Source organism: Pelomonas lactea (assembly GCF_043555885.1).
Classification (GTDB): domain Bacteria; phylum Pseudomonadota; class Gammaproteobacteria; order Burkholderiales; family Burkholderiaceae_C; genus Pelomonas; species Pelomonas lactea.
The window spans coordinates 278,167-296,708 of sequence record NZ_JBIGHX010000006.1 but is presented as its reverse complement, the minus strand read 5'-3'; the positions used below and the strand labels follow the sequence as shown (position 1 = coordinate 296,708).

At 72.7% G+C, this 18,542-nt stretch carries 13 protein-coding genes; 7 read left to right on the top strand and 6 right to left on the bottom strand.

Annotation, left to right across the window (positions count from 1 at the left end; all coding sequences use genetic code 11):
* The first annotated feature begins 40 nt into the window (after positions 1-40).
* Both ACG04Q_RS18090 and ACG04Q_RS18085 read left to right on the top strand, forming a co-directional pair.
* A complete protein-coding gene (locus tag ACG04Q_RS18090; RefSeq protein WP_394512531.1) occupies positions 41-1,144 on the top strand; it encodes a PQQ-dependent sugar dehydrogenase in 1,104 nt (367 codons plus the stop codon).
* A gap of 172 nt (positions 1,145-1,316) precedes the next feature.
* Positions 1,317-3,311: a TonB-dependent receptor family protein gene (locus ACG04Q_RS18085; RefSeq protein WP_394512530.1), complete on the top strand. Its 1,995-nt coding sequence runs from the start codon at positions 1,317-1,319 to the stop codon at positions 3,309-3,311.
* Positions 3,312-3,317: 6 nt separating this feature from the next.
* Here the strand turns inward: ACG04Q_RS18085 and ACG04Q_RS18080 are convergent, their stop codons facing one another.
* Positions 3,318-4,592, bottom strand: coding sequence for a hypothetical protein (locus tag ACG04Q_RS18080; RefSeq protein WP_394512528.1), 1,275 nt, complete (start codon positions 4,590-4,592; stop codon positions 3,318-3,320).
* Positions 4,593-4,671: 79 nt separating this feature from the next.
* Positions 4,672-5,145, bottom strand: a complete 474-nt coding sequence (locus ACG04Q_RS18075) for a hypothetical protein (RefSeq protein ID WP_394512526.1) — start codon at positions 5,143-5,145, stop codon at positions 4,672-4,674.
* Between the two features lie 363 nt (positions 5,146-5,508).
* Between ACG04Q_RS18075 and ACG04Q_RS18070 the strand changes: the two genes are divergently transcribed.
* The gene (locus ACG04Q_RS18070) at positions 5,509-9,594 is read left to right on the top strand and encodes a hypothetical protein (RefSeq protein WP_394512524.1); all 4,086 of its coding nucleotides are present in this window, start codon (positions 5,509-5,511) and stop codon (positions 9,592-9,594) included.
* 266 nt (positions 9,595-9,860) lie between these two features.
* On the top strand, positions 9,861-11,204 hold the full coding sequence (locus tag ACG04Q_RS18065) for a hypothetical protein (protein WP_394512522.1): 1,344 nt from the start codon (positions 9,861-9,863) through the stop codon (positions 11,202-11,204).
* A gap of 554 nt (positions 11,205-11,758) precedes the next feature.
* On the opposite strand, the gene ACG04Q_RS18060 is transcribed toward ACG04Q_RS18065, so the two are convergent.
* Both ACG04Q_RS18060 and ACG04Q_RS18055 read right to left on the bottom strand, forming a co-directional pair.
* Positions 11,759-12,067 carry a hypothetical protein gene (locus ACG04Q_RS18060; RefSeq protein WP_394512520.1) on the bottom strand — a complete coding sequence of 103 codons (309 nt, stop codon included), beginning with the start codon at positions 12,065-12,067 and terminating at the stop codon, positions 11,759-11,761.
* A gap of 49 nt (positions 12,068-12,116) precedes the next feature.
* The gene (locus ACG04Q_RS18055) at positions 12,117-12,641 is read right to left on the bottom strand and encodes a nuclear transport factor 2 family protein (protein WP_394512518.1); all 525 of its coding nucleotides are present in this window, start codon (positions 12,639-12,641) and stop codon (positions 12,117-12,119) included.
* 96 nt (positions 12,642-12,737) lie between these two features.
* Here ACG04Q_RS18055 and ACG04Q_RS18050 point away from each other — a divergent pair, with 96 nt between their 5' ends.
* Positions 12,738-13,253, top strand: coding sequence for a YgjV family protein (locus tag ACG04Q_RS18050; protein WP_394512517.1), 516 nt, complete (start codon positions 12,738-12,740; stop codon positions 13,251-13,253).
* Here the strand turns inward: ACG04Q_RS18050 and ACG04Q_RS18045 are convergent.
* Positions 13,219-14,142 carry a PEP-CTERM sorting domain-containing protein gene (locus tag ACG04Q_RS18045; RefSeq protein WP_394512515.1) on the bottom strand — a complete coding sequence of 308 codons (924 nt, stop codon included), beginning with the start codon at positions 14,140-14,142 and terminating at the stop codon, positions 13,219-13,221. The genes ACG04Q_RS18050 and ACG04Q_RS18045 overlap by 35 nt on opposite strands.
* A gap of 205 nt (positions 14,143-14,347) precedes the next feature.
* On the opposite strand from ACG04Q_RS18045, the gene ACG04Q_RS18040 reads away from it, so the two are divergent.
* Positions 14,348-15,133 (top strand): hypothetical protein, encoded by a 786-nt coding sequence (locus ACG04Q_RS18040; protein WP_394512513.1) that lies wholly within the window; start codon positions 14,348-14,350, stop codon positions 15,131-15,133.
* A 13-nt stretch (positions 15,134-15,146) separates the two neighbouring features.
* On the opposite strand, the gene ACG04Q_RS18035 is transcribed toward ACG04Q_RS18040, so the two are convergent.
* Positions 15,147-16,076 carry an MBL fold metallo-hydrolase gene (locus ACG04Q_RS18035; RefSeq protein WP_394512511.1) on the bottom strand — a complete coding sequence of 310 codons (930 nt, stop codon included), beginning with the start codon at positions 16,074-16,076 and terminating at the stop codon, positions 15,147-15,149.
* 263 nt (positions 16,077-16,339) lie between these two features.
* On the opposite strand from ACG04Q_RS18035, the gene ACG04Q_RS18030 reads away from it, so the two are divergent.
* The gene (locus ACG04Q_RS18030) at positions 16,340-18,529 is read left to right on the top strand and encodes a TonB-dependent receptor (RefSeq protein WP_394512509.1); all 2,190 of its coding nucleotides are present in this window, start codon (positions 16,340-16,342) and stop codon (positions 18,527-18,529) included.
* The last annotated feature ends 13 nt before the right edge of the window (positions 18,530-18,542 follow it).

Sequence of the window (18,542 nt, the reverse complement as noted above, 5' to 3'; positions counted from 1 at the left end):
TGATGCGCGCCCCTCTTCGCAGCCGCCTCACGCCATCCCCATGAGCAAGCGCCCCTTCGCCCTGGTTGCCGCCCTGGCCGCCGCCCTGACGCTGGGCACCGCCCACGCCGCCCCGTCGCTCGAAACCGTCGTCGACGGCCTCAAGACGCCGTGGGCCGTGGCCTTCCTGCCCGGCGGCGAGTTCCTCGTCACCGAGCGCGACGGCACGCTGCGCACGGCCAAGGCCGGCGGCAAGCCCAGCGCGCCCATCCAGGGCGTGCCGGCGGTGGACGCCGTGGGCCAGGGCGGGTTGCTGGACGTCGTCACTGACAGCGACTTCGCGCGCAACCGCACGATCTACTTCTGCTTCGCCGAGCCGGGCGCCGACAAGACCAACGGCACCGCGCTGGCCCGCGCCAAGCTCAGCGCCGACAACAAGCGGCTGACCGACGTGAAGGTCATCTTCAGCCAGGTTCCGAAGATGGACAGCAAGCTGCACTTCGGCTGCCGCATCGCCGAGGCGCAGGACGGCAAGCTGTTCCTGAGCCTGGGCGAGCGCTACAAGGGCATGGACCGCGCGCAGACGCTGGACAACCACTTCGGCAAGATCGTGCGCGTGGGCAAGGACGGCAGCGTGCCGGCCGACAACCCCTACGTGAACACGCCCGGCGCGCTGCCCGAGATCTGGACCTACGGCCACCGCAACTCGCAGGGCCTGGCGTTCGATGAGAAGGGCCAGCTCTGGCAGCACGAGCACGGCCCGCAGGGCGGTGACGAGCTCAACCTCATCCGCCCCAAGCAGAACTACGGCTGGCCCGTCATCACCTACGGCGAGAACTACGGCGGCGGCAAGATCGGCGACGGCATCTTCGCCAAGGCCGGCATGGAGCAGCCCATCGTCAAGTGGGTGCCCTCCATCGCGCCGGCCGGGCTGGCGAAGCTCAGGAGCGCCAAGTACGGCCCGGCCTGGCAGGGCAACTTCTTCATCGGCTCGCTGAAGTTCGGTTACCTGGAGCGCGTGAAGCTGGACGCCGACAACCGCCCCGCCGAACAGGAGAAGCTGTTCGAGGGCGCCGGCCGCATGCGCGATGTGCGCGAGGGCCCGGACGGGCTGCTCTACCTCGTCCTCGAAGCGTCCGGCAAGATCGTCCGAGTCAAGCCTTGACGCCCCTCGCCCAATCACGCCCCGCTGAACGCGGGCGCGCTTGGTCGGTCCCCCGAGGGGACGGCGATGCTCACGGCATTGAGCCGCGAGCACATCGCCAGCGCGGGCCGGCTTGGGAGCGGCCCGGCGCTCGGCCCGCAACCCGTCCGCGTCGTCGCACGGAACACCAGCGATGCACGGGCTGCTGACCGCGCTGGCGCTGGCCGGCGGCACAGAGACCGTCCAGCAGCTCGACACCCTCGTGCTGCACGGCCGCGCCGCGGCGCCCACGCTGGCGCTGGAGCGCGTGGACGCCGCCACGCTGGCCCGCGACGCCGACGCGCAGGACCCCGCCCAGGCACTGGCCCGCACGCTGTCGCGCGTGCCCGGCCTGTACGCCGCCAACCGCGGCAACGACGCGCAGGACCTGCAGCTGTCCAGCCGCGGCTACGGCGCGCGCGCCAGCTTCGGCGTGCGCGGGCTGCGGCTGGTGGCCGACGGCATCCCCGCCAGCACGCCCGACGGCCAGGGCCAGCTGGGCCACTGGCTGATCGCCGATGCGGCGTCGCTGGAGGTGCTGCGCGGCCCGTTCTCGGCGCTGTACGGCAGCGCCAGCGGCGGCGTCATCGCGCTGCAGAGCCGCTGGCCCACGCAGGACCGCACGCAGGCTTCGCTGACGCTGGGCAGCTTCGGCCTGCGCCAGGCCAGCGTGAGCGTGGACCGCCTGCCCGCCGACGGCCAGGCGCTGAGCGTCACCGCGCAAGCCACGCACCGTGACGGCTGGCGCACCCACAGCGAGAGCGAGCGCCGCCTGGCGCAGGCGCGCTGGCAGCTGCGCACGGCGGAGCAGCAGCTGCTGGTCGTCGCACAGCTGCAGAGCCAGCCGGCGGACGACCCGCTGGGCCTGACCGCCGAGCAGTTCGCCGCCGACCCGCGCCAGACCGCGCCGCAGGCCGACGCCTTCAACACCCGCAAGACCGCCACGCAGCAGCAGCTGGGCCTGCGCTGGCTGCGCGACCTGACCCCGCAGCTGCGCGCGCAGGTGGCCGGTTGGGTGGGCCATCGGGCGGTGGACCAGTGGCAGTCCATCCCGCTGGCCGTGCAGAACGCGCCCACGCACCCGGGCGGCGTCATCGCGCTGCGGCGCCGCTTTGGCGGCGTGGACGCGCGCGCGAACTGGGCCCTGGCGCCCGAGCAGGAGCTGACACTGGGCTGGGCCGTCGAGACGCAGCGCGACGCGCGGCGCGGCTACCTCAACCAGGCCGGCGACACCGGCGCGCTCAAGCGCGACGAGACCAACCGCGCCACCAGCAGCGAGCCCTACGCGCAGTGGCGCTGGACGCCCACGCCCGACTGGGAACTGCTGGCCGGGCTGCGCGCCAGCCGGCTGCGCTTCGACAGCGCGGACCGGTATCTCGCCAACGGCGACGACAGCGGCGCACGCAGCTTCAGCGGCGTGCAGCCCGTGGTGGGCCTGGCCTGGCGGCCGGCGGCGGGCCAGGTGGTGCGCCTGGCGCTGGGCCGCGCGGCCGAGTCGCCCACGCTGACGGAGCTGGCCTACCGCTCGCAGGGCAGCGGCTTCAACAACGAGCTGCGCGCGCAGCGCAGCCGGCAGGCGGAGCTGGGCTGGGAGGTTCGCGGGCCGGGGCGCGACGGCCAACGCCGCCTCGCGCTGACCGCCTTCCACGCCGAGACGCGCGACGAGATCAGCGTGCTGAGCAGCAGCGGCGGCCGTACCGTGTTCACCAACGCCGCGCAGACGCGCCGCCGCGGCCTGGAAGCCGCCGCCACGCTGCCGCTGGCCCCCGGCTGGCAGCTGGACCTGGCCGCCACGCGGCTGGCCACCCGCGTGCTGGCGACCGGCTTGCCGCTGCCCGGCGTGCCCGCCACCTTCGGCAGCGCCGAACTGCGCTGGCAGGGCGACGGCCTGGACGCGGCGCTGGGCCTGCAAGGCCGCGCGCGCCTGCCGGCCGACGACGCCGGCACCGCAGCGCCGGCCGGCGGCGGGCTGTGGGGTTTCAACGTCGGCGGCGCGCTGACGCCCGAGCTGCGCTGGCGCCTGCGCGCCGACAACCTGCTGAACCGCGCCACGGCCGCCAGCGTCATCGTCAACGAGGCCAACCGCCGCTTCTTCGAGCCGGCCGCGCCGCGCGGCTGGAGCGTGTCTCTGAGTTGGCAGCCGCGCTGACCCTGCTCAGGGCTGTTGCTGCCACTGCGCCGCCGTGCGGCCGGTCAGCGATGCCACCCACCGCCACGCAAGCGCCTGGCGCTGCGCCGCGGAGTTGAGCTGGCCCGGCAGGTCTTCCTCGGTGCGGCGTTTCTGGAACTCGCAGGACTGCCGGCAGGCCGACAGCCGCTCGGCGGGCGTCAGGCGACCCAGGGCCTTCAGCTCGGGCGACAGCCCCCGGGCCAATCTCACCCCCACCTCCTGAAGGCGCTCGGCGCAGGCCGGCTCGCAGCGCAGGGCGGCCACCTGGTCGCGGCGCGCCTGCACGTCGGCGGGTGCGGGCAGCAGCGCCCGCAGTGTCGCGAAGTTGCCATCCACCGACCGGGCCAGCAGGCTCAGCGTGGCGGGCCGGTCGGCCGGATGCAGCCGCAGCAGCAGCCGGGCGAGGCCACCGGTGTCCGGCGAGAGCGACTGCAGCCCGAGCGCCGCACGCTGGCTGGCATGGCTGTGCCACGAGCGCACATACCCGGGGCTCTGCACGGGCCCCAGGTCGTCGGCGCGCATCAGCGTTGACGTCGCCTCCCGCCCCTGCGCGCGCGCCAGCTGCATCAGCATCGCCGTGTGGATGGCCGGGAACTGCGCCGCGGCCTCGGCGGGCAGGATGGCCCGCTTCGCAGCATCGGCCGCAGGCTGCAACGGCGCCGGCACGGCCAGATAGCGCACCTCCATCAGCCCCGGCGCGGCATGCCGGCTCACCACGTGCAGCACCAGCCAGGCCGGCGCGTCGGAGCCCAGCTGCGGCAGCAGCCGGGCCAGCGGCAGCGTCTCGCCGCTGCCCGGTGGCAACTCGATGCGCCAGGCCTGTCGCGGCGCACAGCCATCGCCGGCGCAGGCCGCGTGGCGCAGCTCCAGCCGTTCACCCGGCCAATGCGCGTAGGGCGGGAACGACGACATGCGCGACGGTCGCTCCCAGTCCAGCAATGCCGCATCGGCATCGGGCGCCGCCAACGCCAGCAGCCGCGGCGCGCCGAAGCGCTCCAGGTTCATCAGCGCGTCGGCATCCACCGGGGCCCATGCCGCGCCGGGGATCTCGCCCAGTTGCGCCCGCGGCGCGCTGATGACGACGCTCGAACGGTCGCCATCCACGACCCACAGCACCACCGGCCACCCGCCGCTTGCATCGGCATCGGCGCGCGCCAGCACGACGTCCGGCGTCATGGCCTGCGCCAGCGCCTGAACCGGCAGCACGCACGCCACGCCCAGCGCCAACGCGGCCACCCGGCATCGGTTCCACCAGCCCATGTCTTCTCCCTGAGGTGTCGCCCTTTGACCCCGATGTTAGGTGCCGGGGCGCTCAGGTCGCCAGCCGTGCTGCGGTGGCTCAGCCCCGCGTCGCGCGCATCGTCAGCGCGACGATGGCGGTGGCAGCGGCCACCACCAGCGCGTCTTCGACGAGGCCGCTGCGCGTCTGGCCCACGCGCGCCATCGCCTGCTTGCGCACGGCCAGCGTCGCATAGGCCAGCGGCACGGCGGTGGCCACCGCCACGGCCGCGCCGGCGCGCGCCTGGCCTTCGGGCGCCAGCGCGGCGCCGGCAATGCCGGCACTGGCCACGCGCGCCGTCAACCCCAGGAACACCGTGCGGTCGGGGGCCGTCTTCATCTTGTCGCCCAGCAGCTCGCCCAGGCCCATCAGCAGTGCGCCGAAGCGGAACAGCGGGCGGTCCAGCAGCAGCAGGCGCCCCGGCGCCTGACGCCCGGCCAGGCGGGCGGTGGTGATGGTGGCCATGGGCGTCATCGAGCGCGAGCTCGCGACGGCGCCGATGAGCAGCGAAGGCAGCAGTGCGGGGAGTTTCATGGGGTCGTCCTGGGCAGGGGTTGGAAAGCGGGCCGGCCGCGCCCGCAGGCGGCCTTGTCAAAGGATGTGCGGGCAGCCAGGCAGCGTGCGGCGCCGCCGAGGGCGGCGGCCAGCAGACCGAGCGCAACCGTGGGGGTGGCGGTTCGCAGCACACACCGACGGAAGAGTTCGTGTACCGCCAGTGTGGGCGGGCGAGCCACCCTGGCCTGTAGGAGACGGCCCCGCGCGGCCAGGGATTGCCGCCGGTGCGCGCGACGACACCGCCGGGCGCGCCCCCAGCGCCCGCGCCGCCAGCCCGGCGCCGGGGCCGGCCTGCTGTGCTGCAATGCGGCCGGCTGCGGCCACGCACTCTCAGGGAGACCCATGAAGCGCTTCACCTACCCGCTGTTGTTGTTGCTGGCCGGCCTTGCCGCCCACGCCGCGCCGCTGACGCCGGCCGAGCTGCCACCCGCATTGCGCGACTGGCTGCCCTGGGCCCAGCAGGGCCAGCCGCCGCTGGGCTGCCCGGTGAACCCCGTGGCGTCGTCGGAGCAAGCCTTCTGCGTCTGGCCCGGCCGGCTGCAGCTCAGTGCCGGTGCGCGCGAGGCGACGTTCCGGCTGGACGTGCAGGTGTTCGGCGCCCCGGCCCGCGTGGCGCTGCCGGGCGAGCCCGGCGCGTGGCCGCAGGACGTGAAGGCCGGCGGCAAGGCGCTGCCCGTCACCGAGGGCGACGGCCACCCGGCCGTGTGGCTGGCGCCGGGCACGCATGTCGTCGAAGGGCGCATCGCCTGGGCACAGACGCCGCAGAACCTGGCCGTGCCGCCCGGCCTGGGCGCCATCGTCGTGAGCAGCGACGGCGCCACGCAGGCGCGCACGCCCGACGGCGACGGCCGGCTGTGGCTGCGCGCGGCGGCCAGCCCCGCCGAGGCGACCGACAGCGTCAGCGTGCAAACGGTGCGCCTCGTCGACGACGAGCTGCCGCTGACCGTGACGACGGCCTACGAGCTGCGCGTGGCCGGCCGCGCCCGCGCCGTGGAGCTGCCGCTGGCGCTGCTGCCGGGGCTGGTGGCGATGCAGCTGGACAGCCCGCTGCCCGCCCGGCTGGCCGAGGACGGCCGGCTCGTCGTGCAGGCAAGGCCGGGTGCGTGGCGCATCCAGCTGACCGCGCGGCTGAACTCACCCGTGCAAGCCCTGACCCTGCCCAAGACGGCCACCGACGAGGAAGTCTGGGCCGTGAAGGCCGCGCCGGCGCTGCGGCTGGTCCGCCCCGAGGGCGTGGCCAGCGTGGACCCGCGCCAGGTGGAGATGCCCGAGGGCTGGCGCGCGCTGCCGGCCTTCCGCCTCAAGCCCGGCGAGACGCTGAAGCTGACCGAGCTGCAGCGCGGCAACGCCAAGCCCGCGCCTGACGCGCTGCGCCTGAACCGCACGCTGTGGCTGGACTTCGACGGCCACGGCTTCACGGCCAGTGACCGCTTCGACGGCACGCTGTCGGCCAGCGCGCGGCTGACGATGGCCGCGCCGGGCCAGCTGGGCCGCGCCGCGCTGACCGGCGACGACCAGCCCATCACGCAGCTCACCAAGGACGGCCCCGCCGGCTTCGAGGTGCGCAACAGCCGCGCCATCATCGAGGCCGACAGCCGCTGGCCGCGTGACGGCGCGCTGCCCGCCAGCGGCTGGGCCAGCACGGTGGACCACGTCCAGGCCACGCTGCAGCTGCCGCCCGGCTGGCGGCTGCTACATGCGCAAGGCCCCAGCCGTGCCGACGGCGCGTGGGTGGCGATGTGGACGCTGTGGGACTTCTTCTTCGTGCTGCTGGCCGCGCTGGCGGCCTACCGGCTGCTGGGCTGGCGCACCGGCGTGCTCGTCGGCGTGGCGCTGGCGCTGACCTGGCACACGCCCGGCAGCCCGCCGGCCGTGCTGTGGTTCGGCCTGCTGGCGCTGACGGCGCTGGCGCGCGTGATGCCGGCGGGGCGGGCGCAGACGCTGTTTGCGCGCGGCCGGCTGGCCGTGGCCGGCCTGCTGGTGCTGGTGCTGCTGCCCTATGCCGTGACGGAGATCCGCCAGGCCATCTACCCGAGCCTGGAACAAGTCCACAGCGGCCTGGGCTTCGCCCACAAGGAGGAAGTCGCCGTGCCCGCCGCCGTCAACGAAGAGATGCCCGATGCGCGGCGGGACGCCGCCGTGGCGGAGCGGGTGGTGCCGCCGCCCGCGCTGATGATGAAGGCGCCGCCCAAGGGCATCTCGCCCTACAGCAGCGACCTCGCCCGCGTGGACCCCGGCGCCCGCGTGCAGACCGGCCCCGGCCTGCCCACGTGGCGCTGGCGCGCGCACACGCTGAGCTGGAGCGGCCCCGTGACGCCCGAGCAGACGCTGAACCTGTGGCTGCTGCCGCCCTGGGCCACGGCGCTGCTGAAGCTGCTGGGCCTGGCGCTGCTGGCGCTGGCCCTGGTGGTGGTGACCGGCCTGAGGCCGCCCGCGCTGCCGCCGCGCCGCAGCGGTGCCGCCGTGGCGGCCGCGCTGTGCGTGGCGCTGGGCCTCGGCCTGGCGCCCACGCCCAGCGACGCGGCGGACGACAAGCCCGCAGCAACGCCCACTGCGCCCACCGCACCGTGGCCCAGCGATGAACAGCTGAAGGCGCTGCGCGGCAAGCTCGCCGCGCCGCCCGACTGCGTGCCGCAATGTGCCGACCTGGCCCGGCTGCTCGTCAGCGCGCAGGACTCGGCGGTGCAGCTGCGCGCCGAGATCCACGCGCAGGCGCTGGTGGCCGTGCCGCTGCCCGGCCAGGGCACCGGCTGGCAGCCCGCCAGCGTGACGCTGGACGGCCAGCCCGCTGCCACGCGACGCGACAGCGACGGCAAGCTGTGGGCCGCCGTGCCGGCCGGCGTGCACCAGCTGGTGCTGAGCGCCGACGTCGGCGCTGCCAGTGGGCTGGACATCGCGCTGCCGCTGCCGCCGCGCGTCGTGCAGACCGAGTTGAAGGGCTGGACGCTGGCCGGCCTGGACCCGCGCGGCCTGAGCACCGGCGCCATCACGCTGAGCCGCGAGGCCACCGCCGGCAGCGCCCGCGCCGAGGACGCCGGCACGCAGCGCGACGCGCTGGCGCCGCTGGTGCGCGTGGACCGCCGGCTGGAACTGGGCCTGCGCTGGCAGGTCGTCACGCGGCTTGAACGCATCGCCCCCAGCCGTGCGCCGCTGCGCGTGCAGTGGGCGCTGCTGCCCGGCGAGGCCGTCGGCGACGCCGGCGTGACGGTGGCCAACGGCATCGCCAGCCTGCAGCTGGGCGGCGACGACGCGGTGGAGGTGGCCAGCAGCCTGGCGCCCACCGGCACGCTGACGCTGGTGGCAGGCAAGGCCGCGAACCAGGTCGAGCGCTGGACGGTGGCCGCGTCGCCGCAGTGGCATGTGGAGGCCTCCGGCCTGCCGGCCACCGCGCTGCAGCAGGACGGCGAGTGGCGGCCCGAGTGGCGCCCCTGGCCCGGCGAGACGCTGAAGCTGGCCATCACCAAGCCCGCCGGCGTGGGCGGCCAGACGCTGACGCTGGACAGCGTGCAAACGACGCTGGAACCCGGCGAACGCAGCACCACGGTGAACCTGGCGATGAAGCTGCGCGCCAGCCTGGGCGGGCCCCACGCGCTGAAGCTGCCGACCGGTGCCGAGCTGCTGAGCGTGAAGATCGACGGCCAGGTGCTGGCGCTGCAGCCGCGCGACGGCGCGCTGAGCCTGCCGCTGACGCCCGGCGCGCAGAGCGTGGACATCCGCTGGCGCGCACCCGAGGGCATGGGCGCGCTGTGGCGCCACGAGGGGCTGGCGCTGGGTCTGCCCGGCGTCAACGACACGCTGCAGCTGCAGGTGCCCGAGGACCGTCTTGTGCTGGCCGTGGGCGGCCCGCTGATCGGCCCGGCCGTGCTGATCTGGGGCGTGCTGGCGGTGGTGCTGGTGCTGGCCTGGTTCGCGCCGCGCGGCGTACCGGGGCTGATGGCCCGGCCGGCCTGGCTCGTGCTGGCGCTGGGCGTGGCGCCGGTGTCGCTGTGGGCACTGGCCACGCTGGCCGGCTGGTTCGGCCTGCTGGAGGCGCGCCGCCGCTGGGGCGCTGCCGAGGCGCGGCGCTGGCTGCGCATCGTCGTGCAGCTGACGCTGGTGCTGTGGACGCTGTTCGCCATCGGCGCGCTGCTGGACGTGCTGCGCACCGGCCTGCTGGGCTACCCCGACCTGCTCGTTGCCGGGCCGGGCTCCAGCGGCCATGAGCTGCACTGGGTGTCCGACCGCTTCACCGACCACACCGCCGGCGCCTGGGTGCTCAGCGCCCCGGTCTGGCTGTACCGCGCGCTGATGCTGGCCTGGGCGCTGTGGCTGGCGACATCACTGCTGAAATGGGTGACGTGGGCGTGGAGATGCTTCAGCGAGGGTGGGGCGTGGCCGGAGAAGGTGGTGGTTGCCACGGAGCACGGAAAGGATGGTGCGGAGGGATAGCGAGCGGGGCAGCGGGTCTGCTCTAGCCTGATCTGAGCCGTTCGTGGTTGAGGACGTGAGCGACAGCTTCCACCGCAACCAGCTGATGACCGCCGTCGGTGTGACCCGCAGATTCACTGCGGGAAGCCGAGAGCGCAAAGGATGCGTCCGGCCAACTCGTCTTGAAGCACCTGTACAGCCAGCCCGAGTTATCGTCAGGCGATGCGCTCGCTCACCTTCTCCAGGCGCCACGTGTCGATACGGCTATTCACGGTCTGCGGTGAACCGTGAAGTCAGCCATTGCAACGGCGCTGCTGACCTGCCTGCTGTGGCCAATTGCAGCTTGGGCGGCGCCACCCTTCCAGCCCCGCGCGACCGTTGATGGCCGCGGCTTCGTCGACGTCTGGGCCCTGCGCCGCGACGTCATCGCGGTGGAAGCCCTGACCCCCACCATCAACTCCGACTTCTGCGATCGCGAGCGCAGCCCGGATGACCCTCCCATGTCCAAGCGTGCAGCTGCGCGCCTTGCCCACGAGGAGATGAGCTGCGCGAACAAGGCTGCGGAACAGGAGGCGCGCTTTGAGTCCGCCCGTGCAGCCTTTAACGCCGCCTGGCTGCCGAAATTCAAAGCGGCCATCGGCAAGGGTGACCTCGTGGCTGAGGTCATCTATCTGCAATGCGAGACAACAACCGCGCTGGACCGCGGCGAAGACCCCTCCACCTGCAACAACGCCAAGGCTTCCCAGGCCCTTGCCCGTCTGCGCGAAATTGGGTTCGAGCCCGCCTACGAGCGTTGCGACGGCCGCGTTCAAACTTGGCAGCGCGCGTTCCGCTACTGCACTGGCGAGTACGACATCTGGGCAACTGACGCCTTCCGGCAACTGCGCTTGAACCGCCCCGCCGCGCTGACACCCGGCAATCTGACCTGGGGCCGGGAACTGCACCGGGGCGGCGGCACCAGCCCCTTCAGCGGGCGGACGTTCTTCTACGCCACCGCCGAGCACCACCAGGCGCGCGAGCTGGCGATCGACCAACTGCTGCAGCGCGAACCGCGCTGGGCCGTCTTTCTGCTGACTCGCGTGGGGCGCCACGAATGGGTGCCACAGGGCACGACCTCCGCCACCGGCCAGCTGGACGCCGCGTGGCTGGGCCGCTGGCGGCTGGAGCGCGGTGCCGATAACTGGACGGCCCCGTTGCAGCCCATGGCGGGCACCGCCGACATTCACCGCGTGGGTGAGGCTTTCCGCATCACCCTGCAGACAGGCGCCGGAGCGCCGTTGGTGGACGCGACTGACTGCCCGCTCCGATACAGCGGCGGCCTGACTTATCTGCCGAAGCTCACAGGCCAAGGCCAACAAAGCGCGGAACGCACGGCGCTGGGCGACTTCTCCTCGACTGGCAACGGCCTGGACGCATCGTTCGCCAACGATGGCGCCGCCGATGCTGCGCTGGCACCGCTGAGCACGAAGAAGCGCTATCGCCAGGTGCTCATGCAGTGCGATCAGGCGGAGGCGGACGGCAACGACCGCGTGCGTTTCCTGCTGCTTTCCGGCGACTGGTTGCTGGAGTTCGCGACTGAAGCGCCTGATGGACGCAAGCTCGCGGTACGGCACTACCGGCGCGAGCCGTAGGCGTGAAGAGTCGGTGCGCTCTTTCGTGACCATCTTGCGCTGAGCGATGGTAGGAATGCGAACAATGCCGTGGTGAACCAGGGGCAGTTGTAGAAGTGATTCCGCGAGGGCATCGCAGCATTCCAAACGTACCGGCCAAGGCCCGCCCTGATCTGACGAGCCAGGTAGACGCGGCCGCAGCACGGTTGGCCTCACGCAGCGCGCTGGCGAACTGACAAGCCGCGATCGCTGCAAAGCCGCCACCCCCCTACCTCCGCGCCCTCAGCCGATGAATCTCGTCGATGAAGTCCGCCAGCAGCGCCGCGAGCGCCTGGTTGGCGCCGAAGTCCGCTCGATGGCCAGGCGTCGCAGTTGCGGGATGGCGAAGCGGCGGGGCTCGCCGTTGCAGCAGGCCAGCAGGCCGCCGTCCAGCCGCGCGTGCAGCCAGTCGGTGCTGACGCCGCAGCCACAGGCCAGTTCGTCCAGCGTCAGCGTCGTAAGTGCCGGTCAGCGTGACGGACGGCACTGTGACGGTGATCTCACCGGCGGACGGGCAGGGCCTGCGCGTGCCCACCTCAGGGAATGGTCAGGTCGTCCCCACTGCCTCGCCTCGCGCCTCGCCCCCACGGGCGTGGCAGGTGCGGCGCGATGTAGCTGCCAAGCCAGAGGCCCGAGATCAGCAGGCCCGGCACCCACAACAGCATGCCCCACCAAGCAATGGCGCTCAACGCGGGCTCCACGTTGACGGCCGCAACGATGCAGGGCTGCGGCCACTTGTCCGCCACCGGACACGCCCACGCCGCGCCGATGACCGGCGCCAGCTTCCAGCCGGCGCAGGGCAGCAGGAACGGCAGGCAGGCCAGTGCGTACTTGAGCTTGGTCACGGCTGAAGCCCGGCGTGGGGTGCGCAATCCGTCAAGGCGCCCTGCGCCGTCACTGCGGCTGCCGCGGCGCCGTGGGCCGGTGGTCGAAGCTCAGCACGCGGGCCAGGCGCCAGCCGGTGGCGTCGCGCTTCCACAGGTGCACGAACCTGGCTTCTTCCGAGCCGGGCTCGCCGGCCCGCGCGAAGACGTGGCGGCCCATCTGCACGGCGCCGTAGCCCTGCATGGGGTAGACCTCCAGGCTGCCCGGCACCAGCGTGCGGGTGACGCCGTGGTCGCGCGGGCAGCTCTTCAGCGTGCGGGCCGCGTCGCCGACGCTGGCGCCGGTCTTGTCGTGATAGAACTCGGCGTCCTCGGTGAACAGCGCGCGGAACGCGGCGGCGTCGCAACTGACGAACGCGACCTGGAACAGCCGGGCGTCCATGGCCGCGAGTTCGTCGTGCAGCGGGCCGCTGCGGGCGTTGCCGTCCTGCGCGACGCTGGCGCCGGCTGTGAGGCCCAGCAGCGCCGCGGCGCACGCGAGGCGCCAGCGGCCAGGCAGGGCGGGCGGGCGCGAAACGGCGGGTGTCGTGGGCATGGGGCGGTCCTCGGTGGTGGGGCGGCCAGTGTCGCGGCGGCCGCGCGGCCGGCCGGGAGTCATGGCGGGCGGCCCGGCGCCGCGACAATGCCGCCGATGTCCGATTGGTTCTCCCCCGCCCAGCTGTTCGGCTACGTGGCGTTCGTGCTGGGCGTCGGCTGCTTCCTGCAGACCGACGACCGGCGCTTCAAGTGGTTCATGACCGGCGAGTGCCTGGCCTACGTGGTGCACTTCGCGCTGCTGGGCAACCCCACGGCCGTGGCCAGCTCGCTGATCTCGATGACGCGCTCGCTGCTGTCGCTGCGCACGCGCTCGAAGTGGGTGGCGGTGGCCGTCGTCTGCGCCAACCTCGGCTTCGGCCTGGCCATCGCCACCCAGCCCAGCGACTGGCTGCCGCTGACGGCCTCATGCCTGGGCACCATCGCGCTCTTCACGCTGCAGGGCGTGCCGATGCGGCTGCTGATGCTGTGCGGCACGGGGCTCTGGGTGGTCAACAACGTCATCGTCGGCTCCATCGGCGGCACGGCGCTGGAGGTCGTCATCGCGGCGATCAACGTGACGACGATCGTGCGGATGCTCAGGGAGCAGAAAGCCGCCGTGCCCGCGCCCTGACGGCCAGCACGCCCAGGCCGGCCAGCAGCAGTGCCAGCGGCGCCGGTTCGGGCACGGCCAGCGCGGCGTAGTTGTGGCCGCTGTCGGCCAGCAGCGTGACGCCGGGAGTCTGCGACTCGATGAAGGTGTGCGCGCTGTTCAGGCTGCTGATCGAGGCGGCGGAGGCCACGTAGCCGGCGCTGGCCACGCCTCGGTGGGCGAGCACCAACGTCAAGGCGTCCAAACTGCCGCTGAGGGTCACGCTGCCGCCGACCTGGGTTGACACGACGCCGCTGAGCGTGACGGTCTGGTCGAGCTTGTCGGACGTGACGGGAATGCAGTCACTGTAGGCATTGCCCCGGCAATAGCGAAGGTAGAAACCGTCAACGCCGCTGACGCCCAGACCGGTGACGATGCCGAACAGGCGCCCGGCGGCCGAGCCCGACGTCAGCATGGTGAAGCTCAAGGTCTGCGAGACCGTCAGCTGGATCGGCGTGCCCGGCGCGAGCGTCGCCGAGGTGATGCGCACGGTGTCGGCATAGGCCACGGTGGCCGATGCCTGGCTGCCCAGCACGCCCGGAAAGCCGTTCAGCCCCCCACTCAGGCTGGCGGCGATGGCCAGGCCCAGGTTGCCCGGGCCGCTCCTGGCGCTGGCTGAGGCCTTGTAGTCGAAGCTGGACGGGGGGTCGATGCCGGTGCTCAGCACCTGGTTGGGAAGCAGCCCTTCGTCGGAACTCGCGGCGACGCGCGCGCACTCCACCGCCAGGGTGAACGGCGCATTGGCTTTGCAGCTGGCACCGCTCCTGAAGCTTGATGCGCCCTGTGCGGCAGGCGCCCCGAGCGCCGCCCAGGCCGTCGTGGCCGCGGTGAGCAGTTGCAGCGCACGGCGGCGCCAGGTCGAACGGAACATGGCATCTCCCAGAGCTAACCCGAAGACTGGCCGGCCTGCGCACTGGCGCGCCGCGCGTTGGCGCGGAGTGTGGCGCACCAGGCCGTGCCGGGGAGGCCCGCGGGTGCGCGCACCTCGACAAGGTTGGGGACGCCCCGGCTGGCAGCGCCGGGCACCGCCGCCATGCCCTCCGGCATGGCGCCTATGGCTGCCTAGACTGCAGCGCATGACACGCCACCACCGGCCCCTCGCAGCCGCCCTGCTCATCACGGCCACCCTGACGGCATGGGCGGGCCCGGCCCGTGTGCTGCCGCTGCGGCTGGAAGGCGGCCTGGCCTCGGTGGCGGCACGCATCGACGGGCGCGAGGCGCGGCTGCTGATCGACACCGGCGGCGCGGCCGCGCTGGCGTTGCGCCCGGACTGGGCCCCGGCTGCCGCCGGCGGCAGCGCCGACGCTTCACAGGATGCGCAGGGCCGGCCGCGGGCCAATGCCGCGCTGGCCGTGGGCGAGGTGGAGCTGGCCGGCCAGGCGCTGCAGCCGGCACCGGCCGCGCAGACCTGGGGCAAGCCGCGGCGGCCGCCAGGCATCGACGGCTACCTCGGCTGGGGCTGGCTGCGCGAGCGGCGCTGGGTGGTGGACTACGCCGCGCGCGAGCTGCGTCTGCTGGGCGGCGACGAGCCGATGCCGGCTGGCTGCGGCCCAGAGCCGCTGCGCTTCGAGTTGCTGGGCAGCCTGCCGGTGCTGCGGCTGCACGACGCAGCCGGCCAGCCGCTGACGCTGGGGCTGGACACCGGGGCGTCGCGCAACGTGATCCGCCCGGCGCTGGCCGACGCCGTGGCCGCCGGCCCGCTGAGCGCGGGGGACCGGTCGCTAGCGGCCGGTGCATTCGTCAGCGCCCCCCTGCAGGTGCCCGGGCTGGACGGCTTCCTGGGCCAGGACTTCCTCAGTCGCCACCGCGTCTGCGTGGACCCGGCCGGCCGGCAGCTGTGGCTGCAGCCGCTGGCGCCGTGACGGCGCGGCCGCTTCAGCGGTTGGCGGAGTAGTTCACCGGCAGCCAGTCGTAGCCCTTGCCGTCGACGCGCAGGCGGCCGATGCCGGGGAAGCTGATGTGGGTGACGGCGACGTAGTAGCCGTCCTTGGCGGCGGCGGCGTAGGCGGCCTCGCGGGCGGGGCGGGCGGCCTTGGGGTCGCTGTCGAACTGGATGGTCACCGACGGGTCGGGGAACTGCACGGCGGCCACATGCATCAGGTCGCCCCAGAACATCATCTTCTGGCCCTTGCTCTCGGCAACAAAGTTGCTGTGGCCGGGGGTGTGGCCGTAGGCGGGGAAGGCCTTCACGCCGGGCGCGATCTCCACGCCGGCCGGGCTGCCCTCGAAGGGCTTGAAGCGGCCGGCGTCGGCAAAGCCCTTGACCAGCGCCGCGATGGCCTTGCCGCCGTCGCCGCCCTTGGCGACCTGCTCGGGCGCGAGCCAGAAGTCGCTGTCGCGCTTGTCGATGCGCAGCGTCGCGTTGGGAAAGGCGCTGCTGGAGGCGCCGCCGATGTGGTCGCCGTGCATGTGGGTGATGACGATCTCGTCAACCTGCTCCGGGCTGTAGCCCGAGGCCTTGAGGTTGGCCAGCACGCGGCCGGCGGTGGGGCCGAACAGGCCGGCGGTGCCGGTGTCCACCAGCACGACCTTGCTGCCGGTGTTGACGAGGTAGGCGTTGACCGAGGTCTCCAGCGGCACCCCCAGATAGGCGTTCTGCAGCGCGCGCAACGTGTTGGCGGCGGGCTGCTGCAGCAGCTTGTCGACGGGCAGGTCGATGCTGCCGTCGGACAGCGCGGTGATCTCGAAGTCGCCCAGCTGCAGCCGGTACCAGCCCGGCGCCTGGCCCTTGAGCTGCGGACCGGCGGCGAAGGTCGTGGCGCTGACGCCCAGGGCGAGGGCGGCGGGAAGCAGGCGTTTGAGCATCGTGAATCTCCAGGGGGGTGGGGAAGCTGAGCGGCGCAGCATATCGGCGCGCCCGCGGCTTTGCAGGCCGCGGGGTTGCTGTCCGGGTTCTGGACAGCCGCCGCGCGGCCGGGTGCCTGGAATCCGGACAGGAACCGGGCCGGCGACCGCCAAACCCAGGGTCAACCCGCAAGGGTTGGCACGGAGTTCGCCCCAGGTTGGCCCGGGCATGGCTTTTGCGCCAAGGCTCCTGGCACCACGAAAACCACACCAGGAGACAAGCCATGCCCCGACGCCTACCGGCGCCTTCACGCCTGCACCTCGCCGCCCTTGCCGCGCTGGGCGCGCTGACCGCCCTGCCCGCCGCCGCCCAGACCGCGCCGGCCGAACCGACGGCCACGCTGGAGGCCGTGAAGGTCACCGCGCGCAAGCGCGAGGAGACGCTGCAGGACGTGCCCGTGGCCGTCACGGCGCTGACGGCCGAGCAGCTCGACAAGCTGGCCATCAAGGACCTGGGCGACCTGCAGGGCCAGGTGCCCAACCTGACCATCTACGCCGCACGCGGCAGCAACACGACGATCACGACCTTCATCCGCGGCGTCGGCCAGGCGGACCCGCTGTGGGGCGTGGACCCGGGCGTGGGCATCTACTTCGACGACGTCTACATCGCCCGGCCGCAGGGCGCGCTGCTGGACGTGTACGACGTGCAGCGCGTGGAGGTGCTGCGCGGCCCGCAGGGCACGCTGTACGGCAAGAACACGGTGGGCGGCGCGGTGAAGTACGTCAGCAAGCCGCTGCCGCAGAAGACCGAGGGCGCCGTCACGCTGGCCATGGGCAGCTACGGCCAGGTCAACGCCAAGGGCGCGGTGGGCGCGGCCACCGACGACGGCCAGTTCCGCTTCCGCCTCGCCGGCGCCAGCCTGAACCGCGGCGGCTTCGGCAAGAACCTGACCGACGGCAGCCCCGTGAGCGACCAGGACACGACCAGCGGCCGCGTCTCGGCCGGCTGGTTCCCGACCGGCTCGACATTCAACGCGCAGGTGTCGGTGGACCGCACGGTGGACGCCTCGCACATGCGCGGCTTCCAGCGCCTGAACGTGAACGCGTTCGACCCCGCCAAGACGCCGGCCACGACGGGCCGCTTCGACATCGCCTCCGGCATGCCCAACGCCAACCGCACCACCAGCGAGGGCGAGTCGCTGGCGCTGAACTGGGGCGTCAGCAACGACTGGAGCCTGAAGTACATCCTGGCGCACCGCGCGTCGGACACCAACACGTCCATCGACTTCGACGGCCTGCCCAACAAGATCGCGGACGTGCGCGCCGAGTACCACGACAGCTCGCAGAGCCACGAGCTGCAGGCCATCTACGAAGGCGACCGCAGCTCGGGCGTCGTGGGCCTGTACTACTTCGACGGCAAGGCCGGCGGCACGGTGCGCAACAACTTCTTCAACCTGAGCTTCGGCACCACCAACGGCACGGTGTTCACGAAGGGCCAGGCCATCTTCGGCGACTGGAGCTGGCGGCTGACGAAGGACTTCTCCGTCAGCACCGGCCTGCGCTACACCAAGGAGACCAAGCGCGCCGTCGTGCTGAACCAGACCTTCGCGAACGACAGCTTCAGCGGCACGCCGCTGACGACGCCGGCCAACTTCGACAACTCGCGCGAGGTGACCAACACGTCGCCGCGCCTGTCACTGGAATACAAGGCCAGCAAGGAGATCAAGCTCTACACCACCGCCTCGCGCGGCTTCAAGAGCGGCGGCTACAACATCCGCGCCAACACGCTGGCCTTCCCATCGTCGGGCCGGCCGTTCGAGGACGAGAAGCTGGACTCGCTGGAGGTGGGGGCCAAGATGGTGCTGGACGGCGGCCGGCTGGAGCTGAACACCGCCCTGTTCCACAACAAGTACAAGAACGTGCAGCTGTCGGTGTTCACCAGCTACACGACACCCGCCGGCCAGCCGGGCTTCTTCGGCGACTTCACGAACGCCGGCAAGGCCACGCTGCAGGGCGGCGAGGTCGAGTTCCTGTGGGTGCCGGCCAGCGACTGGCGCATCAGCGGCCACCTGGCCTACCTGGACGCGAAGTACGACGAGTACATCGACCGCGGCGTCAACGTGGCCAGCCAGAAGAAGTTCACCAACACGCCGCGCGTGCAGGGCGGCATCAACATCGAAAGCACGGTGGCGCTGCCGGTGGGCCTGCTGCGCACGCGGCTGGGCGTCACGCACCGCAGCAAGGTCTACCCGACAACGGACCTGTCGGAGTCGCTGGCGCAGCCGGCCTACACGCTGGTCAACGCCGGGCTGATCTTGGAGAAGGACGCGAAGCTGAGCTTCTTCGTGCAGGGCGCCAACCTGACCGACAAGGCCTACAAGACAGACGGCTACAACATCGCGGCGCTGGGGGTGCTGAACGCCTACTACGGCGCGCCGCGGACGTTCACCGTCGGCGGGACATACAAGTTCTGAGGTGAAACCCAGT